The following is a 19107-nucleotide window of genomic DNA, read 5'->3' as shown; positions in this document are numbered from 1 at the left end:
TTTAAGCTATTTCTACAGCCTTGTATTTCTGTCATATCATGGCATATTATGGTGTATCTTAGTCAAATAAAGATGAAACCGAAATCTTTACAACTCGCTTTTAAAGCATTTGCGCAAAGTTATTTGGACTTTTTGTATTTTCCTGATTTGATCCTCTTATCTATTGGTTTTTCAGCATCTGAAGGAATTGCCCATACACTGCCAAACTTCATTGCACCTTTAATCAGACCTTCATTGCATATAGTTTGAACTCTACGAACTGATACATTCCACTTTTCTGCTGCTTCTTTAATTGTCATATATTCCATACATTTACCTCATCAATAACAGAAACCTCTAATAGAGAAAAATCACTTTTTATTTTTACATTCTTTATAATAAAATGGTCCAAATATGTGCTTATAATGCTGTGCCTTTCTTGCTTCTTGCTCCGCACGTTTATTTGCTTCCAGAGAGGCATTTTACTTGCATACTTATTTTTATGATGCTTCACAATAAGACTGTCCTTATAATAGTTTTGCTCTCTATAAAAACTATCAATTACCTGATTATAACCTTCTTTATGATAGAAATTGCTCTCATCATAATGTTGATCATGTGGTGCATCAAGACATTTATTTATTGAAAATCCATATGCTATCTGTGTACGATAGTAAACCTCAGCCTTTTCAATATACATTCTGAACAAATCACGTAAATGCTCATCAACAATATAAAGATTATGTACGCTTTCAAAAGTAGTTCCCTCTACGTAATTACTATCTTGAGGATTCACTCTAAACTGAAGTGCATATCCGGTGAATCGATAATAATTTATTTTCCTGAGAATATTCAAGGCTTTCTCTTCGCAATTAATTATCATCCCATGGTCTCTTAACCGATTTATTTGTTCATTAAATTCTAAAGGTTTCTTTAAATCCATAATATTATTTCTCCATAAAGTAAAGAAGCTGAGCCATACGCTCAGCTTGGTCCCCAATGCCTTTCAGCTTCGGGCAACTCTGTTAATATTATTATATGCTAGTTTTCTCAAAATAACAATCCCATTTCAGAAAAATTATCAATTATTCTATATCATTTTCAAATACATAAACTGCATTAATCGGATGATTATATAGTTTTCTCCCAATCAATTTCCTGTAGTTTTGTAACTAATTTCTTAAAATATTCTTCATTACGATTTTCTTTTATAGAAAAATCAAAACTCCACGATGGTTCATTATTCTCATAATAATTCCATTTCCACCCATTTGTGTAAAGAACATTATGATTATATGTATCCAGATATCCTTTTTGCTTATAATAATTAATCAACCTATTATGATGTCGTTTTAGCAAATGAGCCTCTACATCGTTATAAGAAAATTTCACTTCAACGCATCCTAATCGCTTAATTTTTCCTCTTTCACTGGCTTTATTAGTTATAACAAAATCTGGAACCGCACATAGATTATCTATAATTAATTATCCATCCTTTGCAGCTATGCTCTCCATTATACTCCAATATACTCCAATATACTCATATATACTCTTACATACTCTCATATCTCTTTCGTATTTAGTCCTCCGAGGAGATGTAATAGTGATAGTATACCACGGTCAGCACTTCTCGGCTACTCCTTTCTTTGATTAATTGCACAGAGAACCAAATGTGCAATCTCAAAATCTGACCTAATTTTATCGTATAATACTCTACATTCAAGTTATATTACGTGGTTTCTATAATGTATTAGGTATGATTCTCAAACACAATTACATGAAATTTCTTTCAAAAATTATACTTGACTCTTACGTGACGTAACCCAATACAATCAATTTAACAAAGCAAATTACAGACTACAAATGATACGAAATAAACTTAATTGGTAGTGTAAAGTTTGGTATGAAAAACTGATGTAAAGAAATATGATCCTTTGAACATTGAAAAAGCAAATATTTTAACTAGAAATTTATGCAGTGGCAGACTACGCCAACCTTGATTGCAACAAAAAGTAATGCTCTGAAGGTTTCACCGACGGCGAAGTAACTCAGGAACAGGAAGTTCTTACCGTCGTATTCACAGCATTGTAGCATTACTTTTTATTGCATTCAAGGTCAAGCCGGAAGTAAACTTCCGGTGGCTGGGTACCACCTCTGGCTCCTTAATCTAGGAACAGGTATTACCTGACACAGCGGAGGATTTCTGCATTTCCAAGATTTTTTGCTGCCCCAAACGGATGAGGATAATCCACTTGGCGGGCATGTTCCCTACTTTCTCGAATTCATCTATCTCATTTAAAGGTTTCCAGTAATTATGGGGATGCGGTCTTAGGAAGTTGTAATAAGCAACCCACAGGGAAACTCCGTACAAGGCACCCTCATCACTGTTATAACCATTGGTGATGCGGTAGGACATCTTGAAGGTACGATTTAAACGTTCCACAACCTGTTTGACCCAACGGAATTCGGTTGAAACAGCATCATCATTTGTAAGTCCGATTACCTGTGTTACGTCAAAGTCCCATCCTTTCTGAGCTTTTATATACTGGGCTGCCAGAGGATAGGCACTATAACCGTCAGCAATGAATTTCAGAAGCTTTGAGGGAAACACTTTGAACTTCTCGAAGGCCATGCGCATGGCAAGAATACAGGGACCGACACTCCGGTTATCGGAGACCTGATAGCCAAGGATGCTCTTTTTACATGCATCCATGATAATCCAGACATAATGCTTTTTACCGAGCTTTTTGATGTAGGTTTCATCGGCAGAGAGGATGTTGGATGGTTTATAATCGTAGGTGTCTACGAAAGGCTTAATGACACAAGCCGCGGTCATAGCATAACTGGCAACAGTAGTGTGGGAAATGTCGATACCGTGAACCTCTTTCAATGCATGAGAAGTCTGTCTGGTGGAGAGCTTTAGGTTTACATGATAGGTTAGAACCAATCCCAGTATATGAGGAGAAAACTTCTTGAAACTGAAGCCCGTGGCATTTGACGGAAGGGAGTGTAAGTCCATGCGAAAGAAATCCATCGTGAACTCACGATAGATATAGTGGAGCTTATATTTGTGTTTTTCTTCCGGTTTCAGATCTGGTGGAAGCTTACGTTTATTGGCTAGGTAATAGCTACATTTACGATTGGTACACTTGTGGATACGGAAGAACTTACGCTCCTTCTTGGGAACCAAGATGTTACCACAGTAAGGGCAGCGAAGCTCGATGGTATGCTTATAAATGTTATCGGAGTTAAAGAGTTCCTCACAGACCTTGCACATGAATTGACCTTTGGCGCCATTGTTTTTGTATAAGTAATCGTGAGGAGCACCGCAGCGGGGACAGACCAAATCCTTTGGGATATCAGATTCGGAACGGCGTTTGATTGGTTTAATCAGGTAACCATAGCGGTGTTTGATATAAGCTATGTAAAGCTGATAATCGAAGGTTGCAGGAGTGTACACAGTAGGAAGTTTATCAACCTTGAATTTTTGGTACTCAGGGGAATGGGAATCATCGAAAGCCCACTGCTTGAGAGGAATATATTTGCAGATAAAGAGAAGTAAATAGCAGATTTGTTTGTACTGCTCTTGAATAATGTTAATTAAATAGAGTATAATTGAGTCCATAACAATGACCTTTCTTCAGTATTTTGTTGTGTGGTAACTTCAATTATAACTGAAAATAGGGGGTCATTGTTTTTTTATTTTAAAAAGCTCTGTAACCCTTGAAAAATAAAGGGTTCTTATAAAAAATCAGTGTAAAATACTTTACACTAACACTTAATTTAAGGAGGATATTGATATGAAATCTTATTTAGTAACTGGAGGTGCAGGCTTTATCGGCTCCAATTATATTCATTACCTGATGAAATGCTATGGTGAACATATTCGAATTACTAACCTTGATGCATTAACCTATTGTGGAAAACGCAGTAATACAGCAATGTATGAAATATGCAATAATTATACTTTTATAAAGGGAAATATCTGCGATGAAGACTTTGTAAAGAAGCTCTTTCATGATTATGACTTTGATTATGTGATCCATTTTGCAGAGCAAACCCACGTTGATCTCGAGATCGTATTATCCGACGCCGGTATTTTCTGTTGTGTGAAATAATTATATACTGTTTTTCACTGCAACGATTAATAAACATTATGATGAAATGATATGATCCCTCAAAGTATCAGCCAATACGCTGTTCCTCTGAGGGATCATATCTTCTATTGTAAACCACCTATTCCATTGTTACTATCTTACTTTTTTACTTTTACTTTCTTGGTAGCCTTAATATTACCAGCTTTTGCAATAACATAATCCGTGCCGGCAGATACCGCTTTTGCCTTACCGGTTTTCTTATCAATCGTTACGATGGAGACCTTTGAAGTGGTAAACCGGATGGTCTTAACATCAACTCCATAACCTTTTGCTTTAAAGGTATATGTTTCTCCCACCCTCAAACTATCAGTACTTTCTGTTATCGTAATATATGCCTTTTTCACAGTGACAACCGTCTGGAAGCTTACAGTCTCACCATTTACTGTAACAGTCGTGGTAATGGTTGCCTTACCGGTTTTCTTTGCTGTAATTCTTCCAGCAGCAGATACCGTAGCCACCTTCTTATTGTCAGTCCGATAGGTGACTTGAATATCACAATATCCACATGTCGATGCCTTACGAAGTACTTGAGGAAGTTCTGTCTGTAGAGTGAATTTATTATCCTTATTTCCTCCCACATAAAGTGTTTTCTTCGCAGGTGTTACAGTGATGCTTTGAAGTATATCACCTACTATCATCTTATCACTGATGATGAGGGTATAGGCCTGAAGCTTTGTTAAGGATACTTCCATATACCCATTGAATAAGATCTTTTCAACGAAATGGAGCTCGGGCTTTTCTGAGGTCTTATTCTCTACATATATATTAGCTATTTTTCCAATTTGGGCTTTTTCAAACGGTATCCGTAGTGTAATATCAAAATGCAACTCCTGATCTTGAGCAAAGGTCAACTTTACCGCCAGATTCTCTTCAGAGGATGTTGTCTTTACAAGTGCTGTTGCCAGGTTAATATCCTGAAGCTTCGAGGTTTCGGTGTTCTCCGGTATGTTCTTTCCGTTAATCACCCACTCCACTCCATTATCAAGAATAATAGTAGCTTTCTTCTCTTTGTCACGGATTACATCCAGCAGCTCCTTCGGAACGACCGTCGAGCCATTCATGAGAATTACAACTTCCCTTGCATTCTCGGTTATACTCTGGGTAATAGACTTCCAGCCTTTGATGTCACTATCCTTAATAACCGGAAGCTTGATCTCTGCCACAGTTGGTGTATTACTGGATGCAGGAGCAATAGTTGGAGGAACAATAGCTGCATTCACCGATACACTGATTGTGACAGCTAAACTAACATTGTTTGGGTTTATGATACCAGCAGGAAGCTGAACGATTCCATTTATACTAAAGGTTTGTTCATTTCCAGAGGTAGGTTTATAATCGCAGTTGTCTACATCCCAGATAACACTTGCGCTTACTTTACCAGCGGTGGTGTCAATCAGGATATTGGCAGGTAATCCAAGGGCTTCGGCTGTCTTCGCGGTACCGTTTGATACTCCGGTGATAGGAGATGGGTTTTCAGTACCAAGGTATTTTGTTCCTACATCGGGCTTTGTAAATTTTGCAGTCAATTCCACGTCTGACTCTACACGGAAGCGATACTGCATGTCTGTCGAAACAAGTTGCTCCTCATGATACCAGCCTTCAAATTTACACCCTTCATATGCAGTGGCTGTAACCATAGCATAATTTCCGAGCTGTCTTACCCCCTGACCGGATACAAAACCATATTCATTGTTTGAAGCTTCGACGGTTACCATATAGTATGCCTCAGCTGCCGCATATCCTGATAAATCAACATTCGGATCAATCGGTGTATGATTCTCATCCGTCAGGGAATAGTTAATGGATGATCCTTTTTCCGTATTATCGGTGAAATCGTCGGGCTGATATGCCGGAATAATACTTGCAAATGTATTGCCCTGCTGGATAGGGATGTCATTGTAATTGATTATACGAGCAATATCACCCATATCGCAGTTAAATTCATTGATAGCAAAGGTCATCTTTCCATTGCCGGTAGCTGTAAGTCGGATACGGTATTCCGCATCCGCCGGAAGATATACTAGTTTCTCATCATCTTCATTGATGACTGTTACGATACTACAGCCTGTAGCTGTCAACGGTGTGTCATCAGTGATGGATGATACTAAGGTATCGGTGTCATCAAAGACCTCCACATCAACAGGACAGTTAATTCGAATAATTCGATATGCTCCATTACTGAACGATTGTCCTGCATTGGTGGTGTAGTTCTTATCCATGGACTGTAGCCAAGCAAGACACAGTTCAGGGAAATGTGCTGATTCCATTCCTTTCAAATTGCAGACTAAAGTGGTTGTAAGGTTCGGATGACTAATGGCAAATTGCATAATAGTTCCTGCCAGTGTCAATGCTAGCCGGTGAATCTGGTCTTTATTATATTGTGTGATGCCTGCCTCATTGAGACTCTCAATCGCATATTCCTCAATTAATTCTACTGTACTTCCCAGAATCATCTCTCCAATCGGGGTGGTAGATGCAATCAGCCAACCAATATTGGACTTTAATTTCGCTTCAAATCGTTGTTTAAAATCTTCCCATTGCTCATCTTCTGTTCCGTTCAATACGCCAAATATTTCACGTATGCCGTCCTGATACTTGCTAACATAATTACTTCGACTCTTTATCTGCTCCTTTACCAGTTTGTTAATAAAGGTATCCAGAAATGCTCCCTGTATCATCTGATTTTTCTTATCATCCACGATAGTAGGCTTTACAGAGGGAGGTAGAAGCTTAATATCCACAGATATTTTTTTCATGGAAAAGTTATCAACAATGTATCCGTTAGTACTGGGTAATGCATTGTACTTAGCAATCATTTTGCTTTTTTTTGACAGATAGTAACGATCTGTTAACGGGTCTGGTAATCGTTTATCCACCCCGTAGCGACGGAAGCCCATGGTAGCAGGTGCAACCTTGGTTACAGGGTCATTATAATTGATGATATTGAAAATGTTTTTATAAATCCAATGGGTATTGGCATCAGCCGCTATAGCTCCTGCCGGAGTCTCAAAACAGTATGCATACAGATCGGATAGATTCAGCGTACAATTTGGTAGCTTGAAACCCTCATCTAATGCACCTGCAACTAAATTTGTAGTAGCTGCCGCACGGCTAAATCCGGTTATCCATAGCTTTATGTCGCCGGTTATTTCCTTGTCATCAATATAGTCTCGTATAAAATCCAATACATTGTTCTTTGCTTCATTGAAGCCTTGGTGAATTCCTGTGTTGCCAATGGTAAAATTACTAGCCCACTCGCTTTCGTAGCCTCCTCCACGGAGTGCTACTGCAATAAGAGTATATTCCTTTTTATTTACTTCAATTGTTTTATTGGCGGCAATTGCTCCAATAGAATCTCTTGTTGGCTTAACCGTATACCAGTAATTCGTTGTAATTCCGGTGAAGCCTATTTGCTCCAATAAATCTAATGCATTGGCACTTTTATGTGTATAGGGCACATCCTGACTTGTAGCAAATGCTGACATAGCCAGACATAGTGACATGGTTGCAAGACTTTCATTATATGCATAGGAGCTATCAAAGAAATATGTATCGTCATAATAATAAGTCGCTTCATAATCACTATCTCCTGATCGGTATCGAAAGGTACCGGTCTTTTTTAAGATCTCTTTTGCGATTTCTCCAAAGACAAATTCTAATTCATTGACATTTACCACATCATAATAACCTGCATTTTGCAAGTCATTCATGAATTTACGTGCAAATGTCAGTTCATTGCTGTAGAGAGAATGGAAAAATCCAAGGGTGTATACATAATAACCCTTATCATGTAAGGATATTGCTGTATTATAGGTTTTATTTGCATATTCATAATAATAGTAGTCATTATAGATATAGCGGCCACTCGTCTCATATTGTCCTGTGTTTGGTAATCCATCCGATAATAATAGGATATTCTTTATTGTTCCCTGTTCTGAAGGAATCTTGCTTAAAAGCTTATCAGCAATCACTAATCCGTCATTGGTATTGGTAACTCCGGTCGCAGAGATACCTTTGATAGAATTGGTCAGACTATTAAGATCATTGGAAAAATCATATCTTGTATATCCTGAGGTGGCATAGGATACAACTGCTACATAGTTTTCACCACTGGCTTTCAGCACCTGTTCACAGAATTTAATTGCTGCTGATTTCATCGTATTCATCGGAGTTCCGCTCATACTTCCCGATGCATCAAGAACCAGTACCGTATATCTCTTCGTATTCTTGGTACCCTGTCCAACTTTTAATGCTGATGGTCCTGCGCTTGCTGCAGCGACTGAAGGTGCTACAGGGCTTTTCGCTCTCCTGACAGCGGAAGCTTCTTTCATATTTAGCCATTCTTGCCTTAATGCCTGGGACCCATCTTCTGTATCATTCGGCTCTTCGGCTACCACTATGGCATCACCGGTAACAGTATCTACCTGCCCAGATATCTCTTCCGTAATCCCCCCTTCTTCTGCAAATTGCTCTCCGGATGCCTCTCTAAAGCTGGAGTCCCTGGAAATTTCTTCAGCAAATGCAGTCTGAGGTAACAAGGAAAAAATCATAAATAATGATAATACAATACTTAAAATACGTCGTTTCATAACAACTCTCCCTATACGTTTTTTTATGTCCTTTGTATATCAGATAAGTTGCTTTCGTATTTTACAAATGCCTTAATATGCAATTACATATACTGTCTGCCCATCAATGACATCGTTCTTCTTTTCAATGCGGGTATCGCTCTTAAGACAGAAAGCTGGTCTGACTCCACACTCCTCATAAGCCCCTCCAGCTCCCATCTGACCTTCTGTAAATACTACCCATACTGTACTCTCATTCATTGTATAGCCAGTCCTTAACCACCAGCTTCTTGGAGCGGTGTTATGGTAGGCAATACGGCTTTTTACATCATTAAAGTACTTTAATTTCTTTCCTTCCTTACCATGAAAGGAGGTATCAAATAATCCAACCTCCGTACAAGAGAGTAGAAATATCTCTCGCGTGATCTTCTCCGTATCCGTTCCCGCAATTCCCATGCTATCCCTAGAGGTTATCACAATTTCCGTATCCATGATTATGTCCTGCAATTCTGAATTCAGTGATAATCGATAGTCATTGTTAAGATAATTATCGATCAGACTATCCTTATAATATCCTACATAATCATTGAATACCTGATCCTCTTCCAATACATCCTTCCTTAGTAATAAGACATTACCATTATAGTCGGATGTTAAAACCAAATATGGGCAATATATCGAATTCTCTTCGATATACACGGTATATCCGGATTTTTTATTGACATCATAGGCGATGTCCTTCAGCGTAAATATATCTGAGGTTCTAACTTTCTTCATTGATTTGCACCCACTTATTAAAATAGTTGCCGATATTATCACAAAAAATATGTATCGAAAGCATTGATTTGCCTTCAATATGCCACCTCATTTCTATATTACGCTTTTATCCTGTAATTTTTTTCCATGTTAATCATATTACCACAGCTTCCAAAAAATGTATACCATCTTTTTTTACCAGAGTTTTTCACCCAAAGTAGGGTATTTATTCAGAATTTTGAAAAAGTAATTATAAATTGCTTGACAAATCCATTTTAAAGGCTATAATTAGTAAAAATAATGAAAGGAGATTTCTTAATTATGGCAGCAAAATTTATGAAACATTTTGTAGTGTTTATGCTCGTCGGTAGATTTATTCGCTTTACCGATTATTTTTGCTACCATAAAATAAGGACTTCATCCTGATTATATCTTTTATAATTTATCAGAAAAGCCGTTATTTTGTGGACGCACAGAATAACGGCTTATTTTATCGTAAAGAGATGTATCCGGATTTTCTTTACGATAAAAAGCCCTTTGGGCAGAATGCGCATAATTTAATGGGAGGGTTACTATGTTAAAGAAAATATTTATAGGTATTCCAAGAAGAATTCTCGTACTTGATGGTTGTTTTACAATACTCTGGGGAGTAATGAACGCTTACTTGACTAGCGTGCTGGCAAAGGTAACTGCAGCAAATATTATTCAGAAAGACTTCTTAAGAGCTGCTATCTTTTTCATTGGATATATTCTTCTGTGGGAAGTAGTGGAATTCACTTGTGATTATGCTGATTCCATTGCCAAAGCATATGTACGAAATGGTAATTTCAATTATTACTTCAAGAAATTATATTTTACAAAACCGGAGGCTTTACAGAGGGGAAATACCGGATATATTGCGGGAATTCTGACGCAGTTAATCGAACGAAAAAGCAATATGCTGTTCAGCTTCATATTTGCCGGTGTAAGTGCCATCTATGTAGTATACGTTATATTTTACATCGGTATTTATTCCATGTGGTTTTCTTTGATTGTATTTCTGTTGGCGGTACTAGGTATCCTAACTCGTCTCATTTGCTCCTCCTTAATTGAAAAGCCACTAAAGGAAATGACGGTTGCCAGAGGAGAGCAGACACGAATCTTTATGGATGGCATTAATAATATTTCTACGATTCAAAAGCTAAGAGGCCTGCAGTTTATCGAGAAGAAAGCGGCTGTATTCCATAAGAATAATCTTACGACCTCCAGACGTTTTACATTGGGTAATGAACTTGGATTTTGCATATATAAGACAATCAATTATTTACTATGCCCTATCTGTATGTTCGTTGCTCTATCCCTTTACAATAAGAACCCTGGCTTCCCGATGATTGAATTCATGGCATATCTCTCCATCGTAACGGTACAGCTGGTTCATAATGTAAAGAATATTGCAGGTTTTATAAATGACTATAACCTATATGCTACCAGCCAGAAGGAAATGGATCAAATTGTAGAGGAGCAGTCCCCTCAATATACTTCTACCTCCATCGGAAATGATTTTCATTGCATAGCCATGAAGGATATTACCTATCAATATACCACCGGGCAAGGCTCCATTACCATTGAAATTCCTGACTTTCATATTAACAAAGGCGAAAAAATCTGTATCACCGGAGAAAGCGGTCAGGGAAAGACCACGTTACTGAAAATCCTATCCGGAATGATTGAGTCAGAAAATCATCTGTATGTGGATGGGAAATGCATTCATAAGAACATCGATGCCGTATATATTGCTCAGGATACAGAAATGCTGGATATGACCTTACGTGATAATCTGACCTTTGGCAATACCTCCATTTCTGATGAAACCTTAATTAATATGCTTGACGCAGTAGGAATGGGGGAATGGTATGAACGTCAGGAAAAGGGGTTGGATACCTTACTTGGTGAGCGCGGGGTATTCGTATCGACCGGACAACGTCAACGGCTAAATATTCTAAGAGGTCTCCTAATAGATAAAGAGATTTACCTGCTCGATGAGCCTACCAGCAATGTAGATGATGCAACAGAAGATAAAATGATTCGTTTGATTGAAGACCGTTTGAGGGGTAAAACTGTCATTATTGTTACGCATAAGGATTCTATCCGCAGCATCTGTAACAGGGAATATTCCTTCAACAATAATAGAATTATGGAAGTCGCATAAAATTATTTTATTAAATAGTATTGACAATAGGTAACTGGTTAACTATAATACAGGTAACCGGTTACCTATTTTAATGGAGGTGTATTATGAATGAATAAGAACGACAAAATTGCTCATATTTTTGGATCACTATTTGTATTAGCTAATCGAATACAGATACTGGGTGACAGAATTGACCCTGAGATGACGATAAAGCAATGGCTGTTCATTGTAGTGGTAAGTAAGTTTCAGGGGAATGCCCCTACTATTTCAGATATTGCGAATGAACTGGGTAATTCCAGGCAGAACGTTAAGAAAATGGCTCTAATTCTGGAAAAGAAGGGCTATGTAACTGTATCTAAGGATGCAACCGATGCACGAGTAAACCGCGTATCATTAACACAGAAATGTGATGATTACTTCAAGGAAAATGATCAAAAAGGAGAAGATTTTATTATGGAATTATTTAAGGATTTTGATGAGCCAATTGTAAATGGTATGTATGAGGGTATCATTCGTCTGACAAACCGAGTGATAGAAATGGAAAAAGCATATGAGCAAGAATAAGAACAGGAGATCTAAAATAATGTTAATTGTAATCGGAAGCATTCTCGCGGTTATTGTTTTAATTATTATATTCTTTCAGCTCCCAGTTTCCTTTGTTCAGAGGGATTATTACAAAAGGGTGGATAAGCTGATTCAGAAGGATAAACATATAAGTGGAACGGTGACAGAGGCAGATATAGTAGATCTGCCGGAGCCAATTCAGAGATATATTCACTACATTGGTATCCTAGGCACACAGAAACGCTCTTATATGAAAGCATACTTTCGGAATGTGGATTTCTGGCAAGAAAGAGGCGGCCCGAACTTAACCATTGATTATATTCAATATAACTTCCTTAGTCAGCCGGACCGCATGGCATTAATTGATAGCAAGATGAAAGGGATTCCTTTTGAAGGATGTGATTCCTATGAAGATGGTGTTGGTGGTATGAAAGGAACGATCGGTAAAGTAGTTACCATATTCAATGTGACTGGCAAAGAAATGGACCAGGCATGTCTGGTTACATACCTGGCCGACAGTATCTTATTTCCTTATGCATTATTGGAAGATTTCATAACCTATGAAGAAATTGATAAAAACCATGTAAAAGCAAAGATTTCGTATTATGGAATAGAAACGGAAGGTATCTTCAGCATAAATGATTTGGGCGAGATAACCTCCTTTACCACTAATGACAGAGGTGTCACAAATGATGACGGTTCCATAACCATGGTTAAATGGACTGTGACCGCCGATCAGTATCGACTGGATAGCGACGGTATAAAGAAACCAACGTTACTAAAAGCAATATGGAATTATGACGATGGAGACTTTATTTATTTTGATAGTTCCAGCTCTACCATCGAGTATCATTGATGAGCAAAGCTCCCTCCCTGTTTCTATCTACTCTTTATTATATTATTTTCATTAACCAGCATATTCCATACAGTATCAACAGATGAGCCGGATAGAATATATAGAATACATATTTCATCTTTAAACCGCGCTCTCCGTTATATTTATGTACCAGAATCAAATCAAGGAATGCAGGAATCTCTGAAACGGACATGATCGCTAAGGTGATGCATCCACCTAGCATGGATCGGAATGGTTTCTTCCTTAGTCCATACATTACTGCAATGGTAAGCACACCAAATGCAGAGTAATCTGTCATAAGATATTCTGCAGCAAGCATGCCGATCGCAAGAATTAGAATATCTGCGAACCTGAGGCTAGCCTTCTTCACTCCACTCTTCTTACACATGATGGCAAATACACCAAGAGCAATGAGACTAAGTATTATGGCTAACAGGATACCAGTACTTCCGTATGGATTGATGTTATCCTGTCCCAATGCCCAAAGAATATTATTAATATACTGGACAAAACCAAAGGGTGATATTACAACTGCAATTCCCATTACTATGGCTCCCGCCACTCCCAGTACCGGGAGCCAGCTCTTGTCCTGTAGCTTTTCCTGTAGCTTTTGGAAGCCGATTAACGTGATTAAGCCTATTAATAAAGTAAAATATACATTTTGATATTGCGGATAGTAAAGATGATTACTAAATGCCAAATCAAACGGAATTTCAGAAACCAAGGCAAATATTCCAAGTCTTAATGCATACTTCCATACGTTTCTTGTATGTAGAAAGCCTTCCACCAGCAAAAAGCAGAAAATAGGAAATGCTATTCTACCAATTAACCTCATAATTGTATTCACAATAATCAGCGTACTATTCGTTGCATAAAAGTTCACCAATTCTTGAGTATTGGTAAGGTTCAGACCGGTTTGTCTTGATTGAATGGAATACTGAACAATCGTTGCTCCGATGTGATCAATGAGCATAGTGACGATAGCTACAATCTTCAAGGTGCTCCCGTATATCCCCTTCTTTTTTTGAGACATCGCATTTGGTGCTGTTACTTCTAAGTTACTCATTTTCTTACCCCCGTATTAATAAAGAATATGATTAGTTTGTCAAATATGACACCAAATTAATCTATATAAACCTTACTTTATTTGGGTAACTTTTTCAACATAATTCCACAATTTTCATCAATTTTTAATAGAAGAAGATATATTGCCTACACCAAAATAATGTCTGATTCTACTATAAAAACCAATTCATATAATAAGGATGCCAATCATATTGCATTGGCATCCTCATTACATATTAATATCTTTATATATTAATATAATGCATCTATCGTAACATCACCAGTGGTGGTCTTAATCATATATTGACCATCCTCTGTATCCTTGGTTCTCACCGGTATTTCACTCTCAAAATCACCTGATACGGTCTTATGAGATAGATTAAAATCATCGAATTCTGGCATAGTCAGATATATGTCTCCGGATACTGTCTTAATACGAAATCCTTCCGGGATGATCTCATCTGTTATATTCAGCTTACCCGAGGTGGTGTCCCCTGATAATTCTCTCATGTTACCCGATATGGAAAAATCACCGGAGACTGACTTGAAGTACAGTTTTTTCGTATCCATAGTATCCATTATAATATTTCCCGATGTAGTATTAATCGTTAGATCATCTGTTATCATATTATCGGACTTAACATCACCCGAGACTGTTTTTACATTTGCCTGTGATGCTGTTATATCTGACAATGTATATCGACCAGAGGTGGATCGAAGTAGCATCTCCTGCGTTAGGATACTGGTTAGCTCAGCATCACCGGATACACACACATGTTCAAATGAGTTGGTGGTTAGATTTTGAACTATACTATAGGAGGACACCACATTGAGGGATACTGACTTCAGATTACTTGCCAGACTCTCAGGAAGAAATACCTCCAGCTTCTTTGATGGAATAAAATCAATAAAGAGCGTGCTATCCTCACAATACTGAATTATAAGTGTACTATTCTGAACATTATATACGACTTTCTCATCCTCATCCAGATCCCTTTGAGCATATTCTACTAATTCAATATCTCTTCCATCATAAGGAGTAATTTTAATTCCTCCTGCTTCCCACGCTACATCCAGACTATCTATATCAGTAATATCAACTTGATATCTTCCAACCTCTTCATAGGGTCCATGCAGAATCTGAATACCACCATAATGGAATCCGCTTTTTGTACCCAGACCCATGAAAAACCATATTGCCAGGCCTAAGAAAACTACCGCTATGATAAACCAGCATACTATTTGAATAGATCTATATTGCCTCATTTTGACCTCATTTCTTCCAAATAAAATACACGTTAATAAGTGCCTCAATTGCTACTCCAATAATAAAGACAATCCATGTAATATACCATGCAAAGGTAAGAAAACTAACTATGAGATAAATAACTACCAGAATGCTCCACACAGCAAATGAAATGGATATTCTTGCCTTGCCTCGTTCAAATTTCTCTGACTGCCATTCTCTAAATTCTTCAACCATAGTTTGATCTCCACTATTTAACCTGGGTTTTGTCATCCCATTATAGATAATAACTCCGGTAGCTAATGTTATCATGACTACTACCCCAACTAATCCGTAAAACAGATGACCGGACCGAAGTGAAACTAAAAGTGGAACAATGGATAGAATATACAACATTACGGAAACAGAAGTAAGTAATGCCGCCTTCTGTCTGGCTGCCTCTATATTCACGTTGGACACTCTCTGACAATCCATATCCTTTATCAAAGAACTAATATCACCAATACCTGCAATCGCAATATTATAAGCTGCCTCTTCACTCTTCCCTTCTGCAATTAAGTCCTGATACTTTTCTATTAGGTTCTGTAGCATCTCCTCTTTCAGCTCAATCATACTTTTTGTCTGTGGTACATCGATGAATAGATTATCGATATACCTGCGAAGCTTATCATTCATTCTTATCAACCTCCGATTCAATTAATTTATCTATCATTTCCTTCGCACTCTTCCAATCTTCCTTTAATCGCTGATAGGTTTCCTTTCCCGCTTCAGTGATTTTATAGTATCTTCTTCGCGCTCCAGTGGCTTCATCTCCCCAATAGGAGAGAATAAGTCCGCCCTCTTCCAGTCGTCGGAATGCCGAGTATAGAGTAGCTTCCTTTAACTCATAACGACCTTTTGTTTTCGTCTGTATTGTTTTGTTAATCTCATAGCCATAACTGTCACTCACATTTAAATGAGCTAAAATAATGGTGTCAGTATGACCACGAATTAAATCTGATGCAATTGACAATTTATCAGCTCCTTTCTTATCTGTATCATGATTTAGTATTATAATATAGCATATATTACCAACCTAGATACAAAATATCACAATATACCTCGCCTGTCAAGGTATATTTTATTATAAAGTATATTTTATTTTAATTATATTATTTTCATAACTAATGTCCTAGCCATCTCCTGCCTGTCACTTGTTAATCCTGTCAAAATACCATTCATACAGACTGGAGATGGAACTGTACTCCTGTAATTGAAGAATTAATATTATTTTCCACTTGTAGGAAATCGAAATGCATAATAAAATAAGTACGTAGTCTAAATGTAAAGACTGGCATAGGCCGACGTGGCAGAATGGAGGGATTTATGAGTAGAAAAATAAGATATGGAGCTGGTCTCCTTTTCCTGCTAGTATTGTGTTTGTTAACATACACGCCAAGGACGAATGCGGCAGTTTCCAGTGATTTTGTTATTAAGGATGGCGTATTAGTCACTTATACTGGATCTGCAAAGAGCGTAACTGTTCCAAATACAGTCACTGAGATAGGAAAACGCGCATTTTATGGAAACAATACGGTTACAACCATTATTTTACCATCTAATGTAAAAGTTATTGGAGAAGAAGCTTTTTCAAATTGCTCTGCGTTAAAGAATATTAGTTTACCAGACAGCATAACCAGAATTCCTTACGAAGCGTTCTATGACTGCTATAAGCTGACGAATGTAACGCTGCCTTCAAAATTAAGCTATATCGGTGAGCGTGCTTTTGCTAACTGTGGGAAAATAACAAAGATTACATTACCCAAGTCAGTAAAGTTTATCAGTATTGAAGCCTTTGCTTATTGTGGAAAACTTAAGACGGTGAGCATTCCATCCGATAGTAAACTATATTATATTGCAAGAAGAGCATTTATTGATTGTTACAGTCTAAAAACAATCAATCTTCCGAAAGGACTCACAACACTAGGGAAGCAGGCATTTCAGTATTGTCGCAGTCTTACTAAGATAACAATTCCTGAGGGTATTACTACCATTCAACCCTCTACCTTTCAATACTGCGAAAGTTTAACTTCCATCACGCTTCCGAGTACTGTGAAGCAAATTAATAGTTATGCCTTTTCATCCTGTAGAAAACTTAAGAGTATCAAGATACCAGAAGGTATTACCTTAATTGAGCAGGGAACCTTTGAATATTGTAAAGCACTGAAAAGTATCACTTTACCTGAAAGCATTACTCAAATTGATGCTAATGCATTCTCATATTGCAGCTCTTTAACGAGTATCAATCTACCAAAGAATATAAAAAGTATTGAGAGTAATACCTTTAATGGCTGCAAGAAATTAAAGTCGATTACTCTACCTGATACAATTACGTACATAGGGGATTTTGCTTTCTGCGACTGTACTTCTTTAACCTCGCTCACCCTGCCGGATAATCTGAAAGAATTAGGGAATGGTGTGTTTTATAATTGTAATAAGCTGACTGAAATGAACCTTCCTGAAAAGATTAAGAAAATCTCAGATAACTTGTTTTATGCTTGCGAACGTCTCAGTAAAATTACAATATCCGATCAGGCAACATATATAGGACAGAACGCATTTGGTAATTGCAACAGCCTTCAATCCGTCAACCTACCCGCAACCTTAAAATATATAGGTAGTTATGCTTTTCGTCAATGTTATCAGCTTTATGAACTGGCAATTCCGGATTCTGTTGAAATGATAGGTAACAATGCATTTTCCGAATGTGTAAATTTAAAGGAAGTAACCTTGTCCGATTCTCTGGAAGAGCTCCCGGAAAGTCTCTTCTACGGCTGTACTTCTCTTAAAGAGATTGAGATTCCAGAGAATATCAAAGTCATTAATTCCTATGCCTTCTATTCCTGTAGGGCATTAATTGATATAGATATCCCTGAGGGCGTAAAGGAAATCGGATCCAATGTATTTCGCGGATGTGCGAATCTGGAAACAGTAAACCTACCTAATTCTCTTAAGAAATTAGGTTCCAACGTTTTTGTCGGAAGTAAATGGATTCGTGATAACGAAGTTGAACATATGGTAATTGCAAACAATGGCTTCTTAGTAAAGTATACCGGAAAAGACAGCGAACTTGTTATACCGGACCAGGTTGTATATATTGCTCCATCCGTATTTAGCAATAATGGAACCTTAACCAAGGTTACTATACCAGATAGCGTTACTGTTATATCAAAGAATGCCTTTAGTTTTTGCAGCAGACTGAATGAAGTAATCTTATCAGAAGGTCTGGAGTCCATCGAAAATGGAGCCTTTAATGGTTGTACCCGGTTAAGCAAGGTTAAGTTACCGGGCAGCTTACAATCCATTGGTAATAGTGCATTTAATAATTGTAATCTGAATACACTGACACTTCCGGATAGCGTTAGCTTCGTTGACCGTAATGCATTTAGTAATAATGCTAACTTGACTGAAGTCTGGGTATCCAGTGGATTAAATGAAATTCCTGCATATACCTTTGGGTATTGCTCAAACCTGACTAAAATTCATATTCCTTCAACGGTTTCTAAGATTGATAAGAATGCTTTTTATAGCTGGGATATAACTGGCAAGAGAACCATATACTGTCAGCAGGGCAGTGACGCGTACCAGTTTGCATTGAAATACGGTTTTCGTATTGAAGAAGAATAAGAAAGAATAAAGCTTTTATCGTGAAAAAGTGGCTGTTGATTAGCGGAGACTATGACTTACCTCACACACAGACGGAAGTA

Annotated in this window: 15 protein-coding genes; 5 read left to right on the top strand and 10 right to left on the bottom strand. The window is 37.6% G+C overall.

Annotated features, from left to right (window positions below; translation table 11 throughout):
• Positions 1–119 precede the first annotated feature (119 nt).
• The 4 genes from H0486_RS04605 to H0486_RS04590 form a co-directional block, all read right to left on the bottom strand.
• Positions 120–308 carry a helix-turn-helix domain-containing protein gene (locus H0486_RS04605; protein WP_228351873.1) on the bottom strand — a complete coding sequence of 63 codons (189 nt, stop codon included), beginning with the start codon at positions 306–308 and terminating at the stop codon, positions 120–122.
• On the bottom strand, positions 296–922 hold the full coding sequence (locus tag H0486_RS04600; protein ID WP_228351872.1) for an Abi family protein: 627 nt from the start codon (positions 920–922) through the stop codon (positions 296–298). Before H0486_RS04600 ends, H0486_RS04605 begins: the two co-directional genes overlap by 13 nt.
• Positions 923–1110: 188 nt before the next feature.
• Positions 1111–1371 carry a hypothetical protein gene (locus tag H0486_RS04595; protein WP_228351871.1) on the bottom strand — a complete coding sequence of 87 codons (261 nt, stop codon included), beginning with the start codon at positions 1369–1371 and terminating at the stop codon, positions 1111–1113.
• Positions 1372–2146: 775 nt separating this feature from the next.
• Entirely contained in the window at positions 2147–3604 is a 1458-nt protein-coding gene (locus H0486_RS04590; RefSeq protein WP_228351561.1) for an IS66 family transposase, read from the bottom strand.
• A 175-nt stretch (positions 3605–3779) separates the two neighbouring features.
• Between H0486_RS04590 and H0486_RS04585 the strand changes: the two genes are divergently transcribed.
• Entirely contained in the window at positions 3780–4097 is a 318-nt protein-coding gene (locus H0486_RS04585) for a GDP-mannose 4,6-dehydratase (protein WP_228351870.1), read from the top strand.
• 137 nt (positions 4098–4234) lie between these two features.
• Here the strand turns inward: H0486_RS04585 and H0486_RS04580 are convergent, their stop codons facing one another.
• Together H0486_RS04580 and H0486_RS04575 are read right to left on the bottom strand one after the other, a co-directional pair.
• Positions 4235–8725 (bottom strand): VWA domain-containing protein, encoded by a 4491-nt coding sequence (locus H0486_RS04580; RefSeq protein ID WP_228351869.1) that lies wholly within the window; start codon positions 8723–8725, stop codon positions 4235–4237.
• 72 nt (positions 8726–8797) lie between these two features.
• Entirely contained in the window at positions 8798–9481 is a 684-nt protein-coding gene (locus tag H0486_RS04575; RefSeq protein ID WP_228351868.1) for a DUF6273 domain-containing protein, read from the bottom strand.
• Between the two features lie 553 nt (positions 9482–10034).
• On the opposite strand from H0486_RS04575, the gene H0486_RS04570 reads away from it, so the two are divergent.
• From H0486_RS04570 to H0486_RS04560, 3 genes are all read left to right on the top strand, one after another.
• Entirely contained in the window at positions 10035–11648 is a 1614-nt protein-coding gene (locus tag H0486_RS04570; RefSeq protein ID WP_228351867.1) for an ATP-binding cassette domain-containing protein, read from the top strand.
• 90 nt (positions 11649–11738) lie between these two features.
• On the top strand, positions 11739–12194 hold the full coding sequence (locus tag H0486_RS04565; RefSeq protein ID WP_228351866.1) for a MarR family winged helix-turn-helix transcriptional regulator: 456 nt from the start codon (positions 11739–11741) through the stop codon (positions 12192–12194).
• Positions 12195–12213: 19 nt separating this feature from the next.
• Complete coding sequence (locus H0486_RS04560) at positions 12214–13050, top strand: DUF6544 family protein (protein ID WP_228351865.1); 837 nt, start codon at positions 12214–12216, stop codon at positions 13048–13050.
• A 37-nt stretch (positions 13051–13087) separates the two neighbouring features.
• On the opposite strand, the gene H0486_RS04555 is transcribed toward H0486_RS04560, so the two are convergent.
• The 4 genes from H0486_RS04555 to H0486_RS04540 form a co-directional block, all read right to left on the bottom strand.
• Positions 13088–14116, bottom strand: a complete 1029-nt coding sequence (locus H0486_RS04555; RefSeq protein WP_228351864.1) for a TraX family protein — start codon at positions 14114–14116, stop codon at positions 13088–13090.
• 251 nt (positions 14117–14367) lie between these two features.
• On the bottom strand, positions 14368–15381 hold the full coding sequence (locus tag H0486_RS04550) for a DUF4097 family beta strand repeat-containing protein (RefSeq protein ID WP_228351863.1): 1014 nt from the start codon (positions 15379–15381) through the stop codon (positions 14368–14370).
• Positions 15382–15388: 7 nt separating this feature from the next.
• On the bottom strand, positions 15389–16036 hold the full coding sequence (locus H0486_RS04545; RefSeq protein ID WP_228351862.1) for a permease prefix domain 1-containing protein: 648 nt from the start codon (positions 16034–16036) through the stop codon (positions 15389–15391).
• On the bottom strand, positions 16029–16373 hold the full coding sequence (locus tag H0486_RS04540) for a PadR family transcriptional regulator (RefSeq protein ID WP_228351861.1): 345 nt from the start codon (positions 16371–16373) through the stop codon (positions 16029–16031). The genes H0486_RS04545 and H0486_RS04540 overlap by 8 nt, the downstream gene beginning before the upstream one ends.
• A gap of 353 nt (positions 16374–16726) precedes the next feature.
• On the opposite strand from H0486_RS04540, the gene H0486_RS04535 reads away from it, so the two are divergent.
• Positions 16727–19027 carry a leucine-rich repeat domain-containing protein gene (locus H0486_RS04535; protein ID WP_228351860.1) on the top strand — a complete coding sequence of 767 codons (2301 nt, stop codon included), beginning with the start codon at positions 16727–16729 and terminating at the stop codon, positions 19025–19027.
• Positions 19028–19107: the final 80 nt, after the last annotated feature.

This window comes from Variimorphobacter saccharofermentans, assembly GCF_014174405.1.
Classification (GTDB): domain Bacteria; phylum Bacillota; class Clostridia; order Lachnospirales; family Lachnospiraceae; genus Mobilitalea; species Mobilitalea saccharofermentans.
The sequence above is the reverse complement of the archived record's forward strand: the minus strand, read 5'-3'. Positions and strand labels throughout refer to the sequence as shown.

Bases quoted from the DNA above. Each gene is read 5' to 3' on its own strand.
- H0486_RS04605 (WP_228351873.1), bottom strand. From the start codon at position 308: ATGGAATATATGACAATTAAAGAAGCAGCAGAAAAGTGGAATGTATCA.
- H0486_RS04600 (WP_228351872.1), bottom strand. From the start codon at position 922: ATGGATTTAAAGAAACCTTTAGAATTTAATGAACAAATAAATCGGTTA.
- H0486_RS04590 (WP_228351561.1), bottom strand. From the start codon at position 3,604: ATGGACTCAATTATACTCTATTTAATTAACATTATTCAAGAGCAGTAC.
- H0486_RS04585 (WP_228351870.1), top strand. From the start codon at position 3,780: ATGAAATCTTATTTAGTAACTGGAGGTGCAGGCTTTATCGGCTCCAAT.
- H0486_RS04580 (WP_228351869.1), bottom strand. From the start codon at position 8,725: ATGAAACGACGTATTTTAAGTATTGTATTATCATTATTTATGATTTTT.
- H0486_RS04575 (WP_228351868.1), bottom strand. From the start codon at position 9,481: ATGAAGAAAGTTAGAACCTCAGATATATTTACGCTGAAGGACATCGCC.
- H0486_RS04570 (WP_228351867.1), top strand. From the start codon at position 10,035: ATGTTAAAGAAAATATTTATAGGTATTCCAAGAAGAATTCTCGTACTT.
- H0486_RS04565 (WP_228351866.1), top strand. From the start codon at position 11,739: ATGAATAAGAACGACAAAATTGCTCATATTTTTGGATCACTATTTGTA.
- H0486_RS04560 (WP_228351865.1), top strand. From the start codon at position 12,214: ATGTTAATTGTAATCGGAAGCATTCTCGCGGTTATTGTTTTAATTATT.
- H0486_RS04555 (WP_228351864.1), bottom strand. From the start codon at position 14,116: ATGAGTAACTTAGAAGTAACAGCACCAAATGCGATGTCTCAAAAAAAG.
- H0486_RS04550 (WP_228351863.1), bottom strand. From the start codon at position 15,381: ATGAGGCAATATAGATCTATTCAAATAGTATGCTGGTTTATCATAGCG.
- H0486_RS04545 (WP_228351862.1), bottom strand. From the start codon at position 16,036: ATGAATGATAAGCTTCGCAGGTATATCGATAATCTATTCATCGATGTA.
- H0486_RS04535 (WP_228351860.1), top strand. From the start codon at position 16,727: ATGAGTAGAAAAATAAGATATGGAGCTGGTCTCCTTTTCCTGCTAGTA.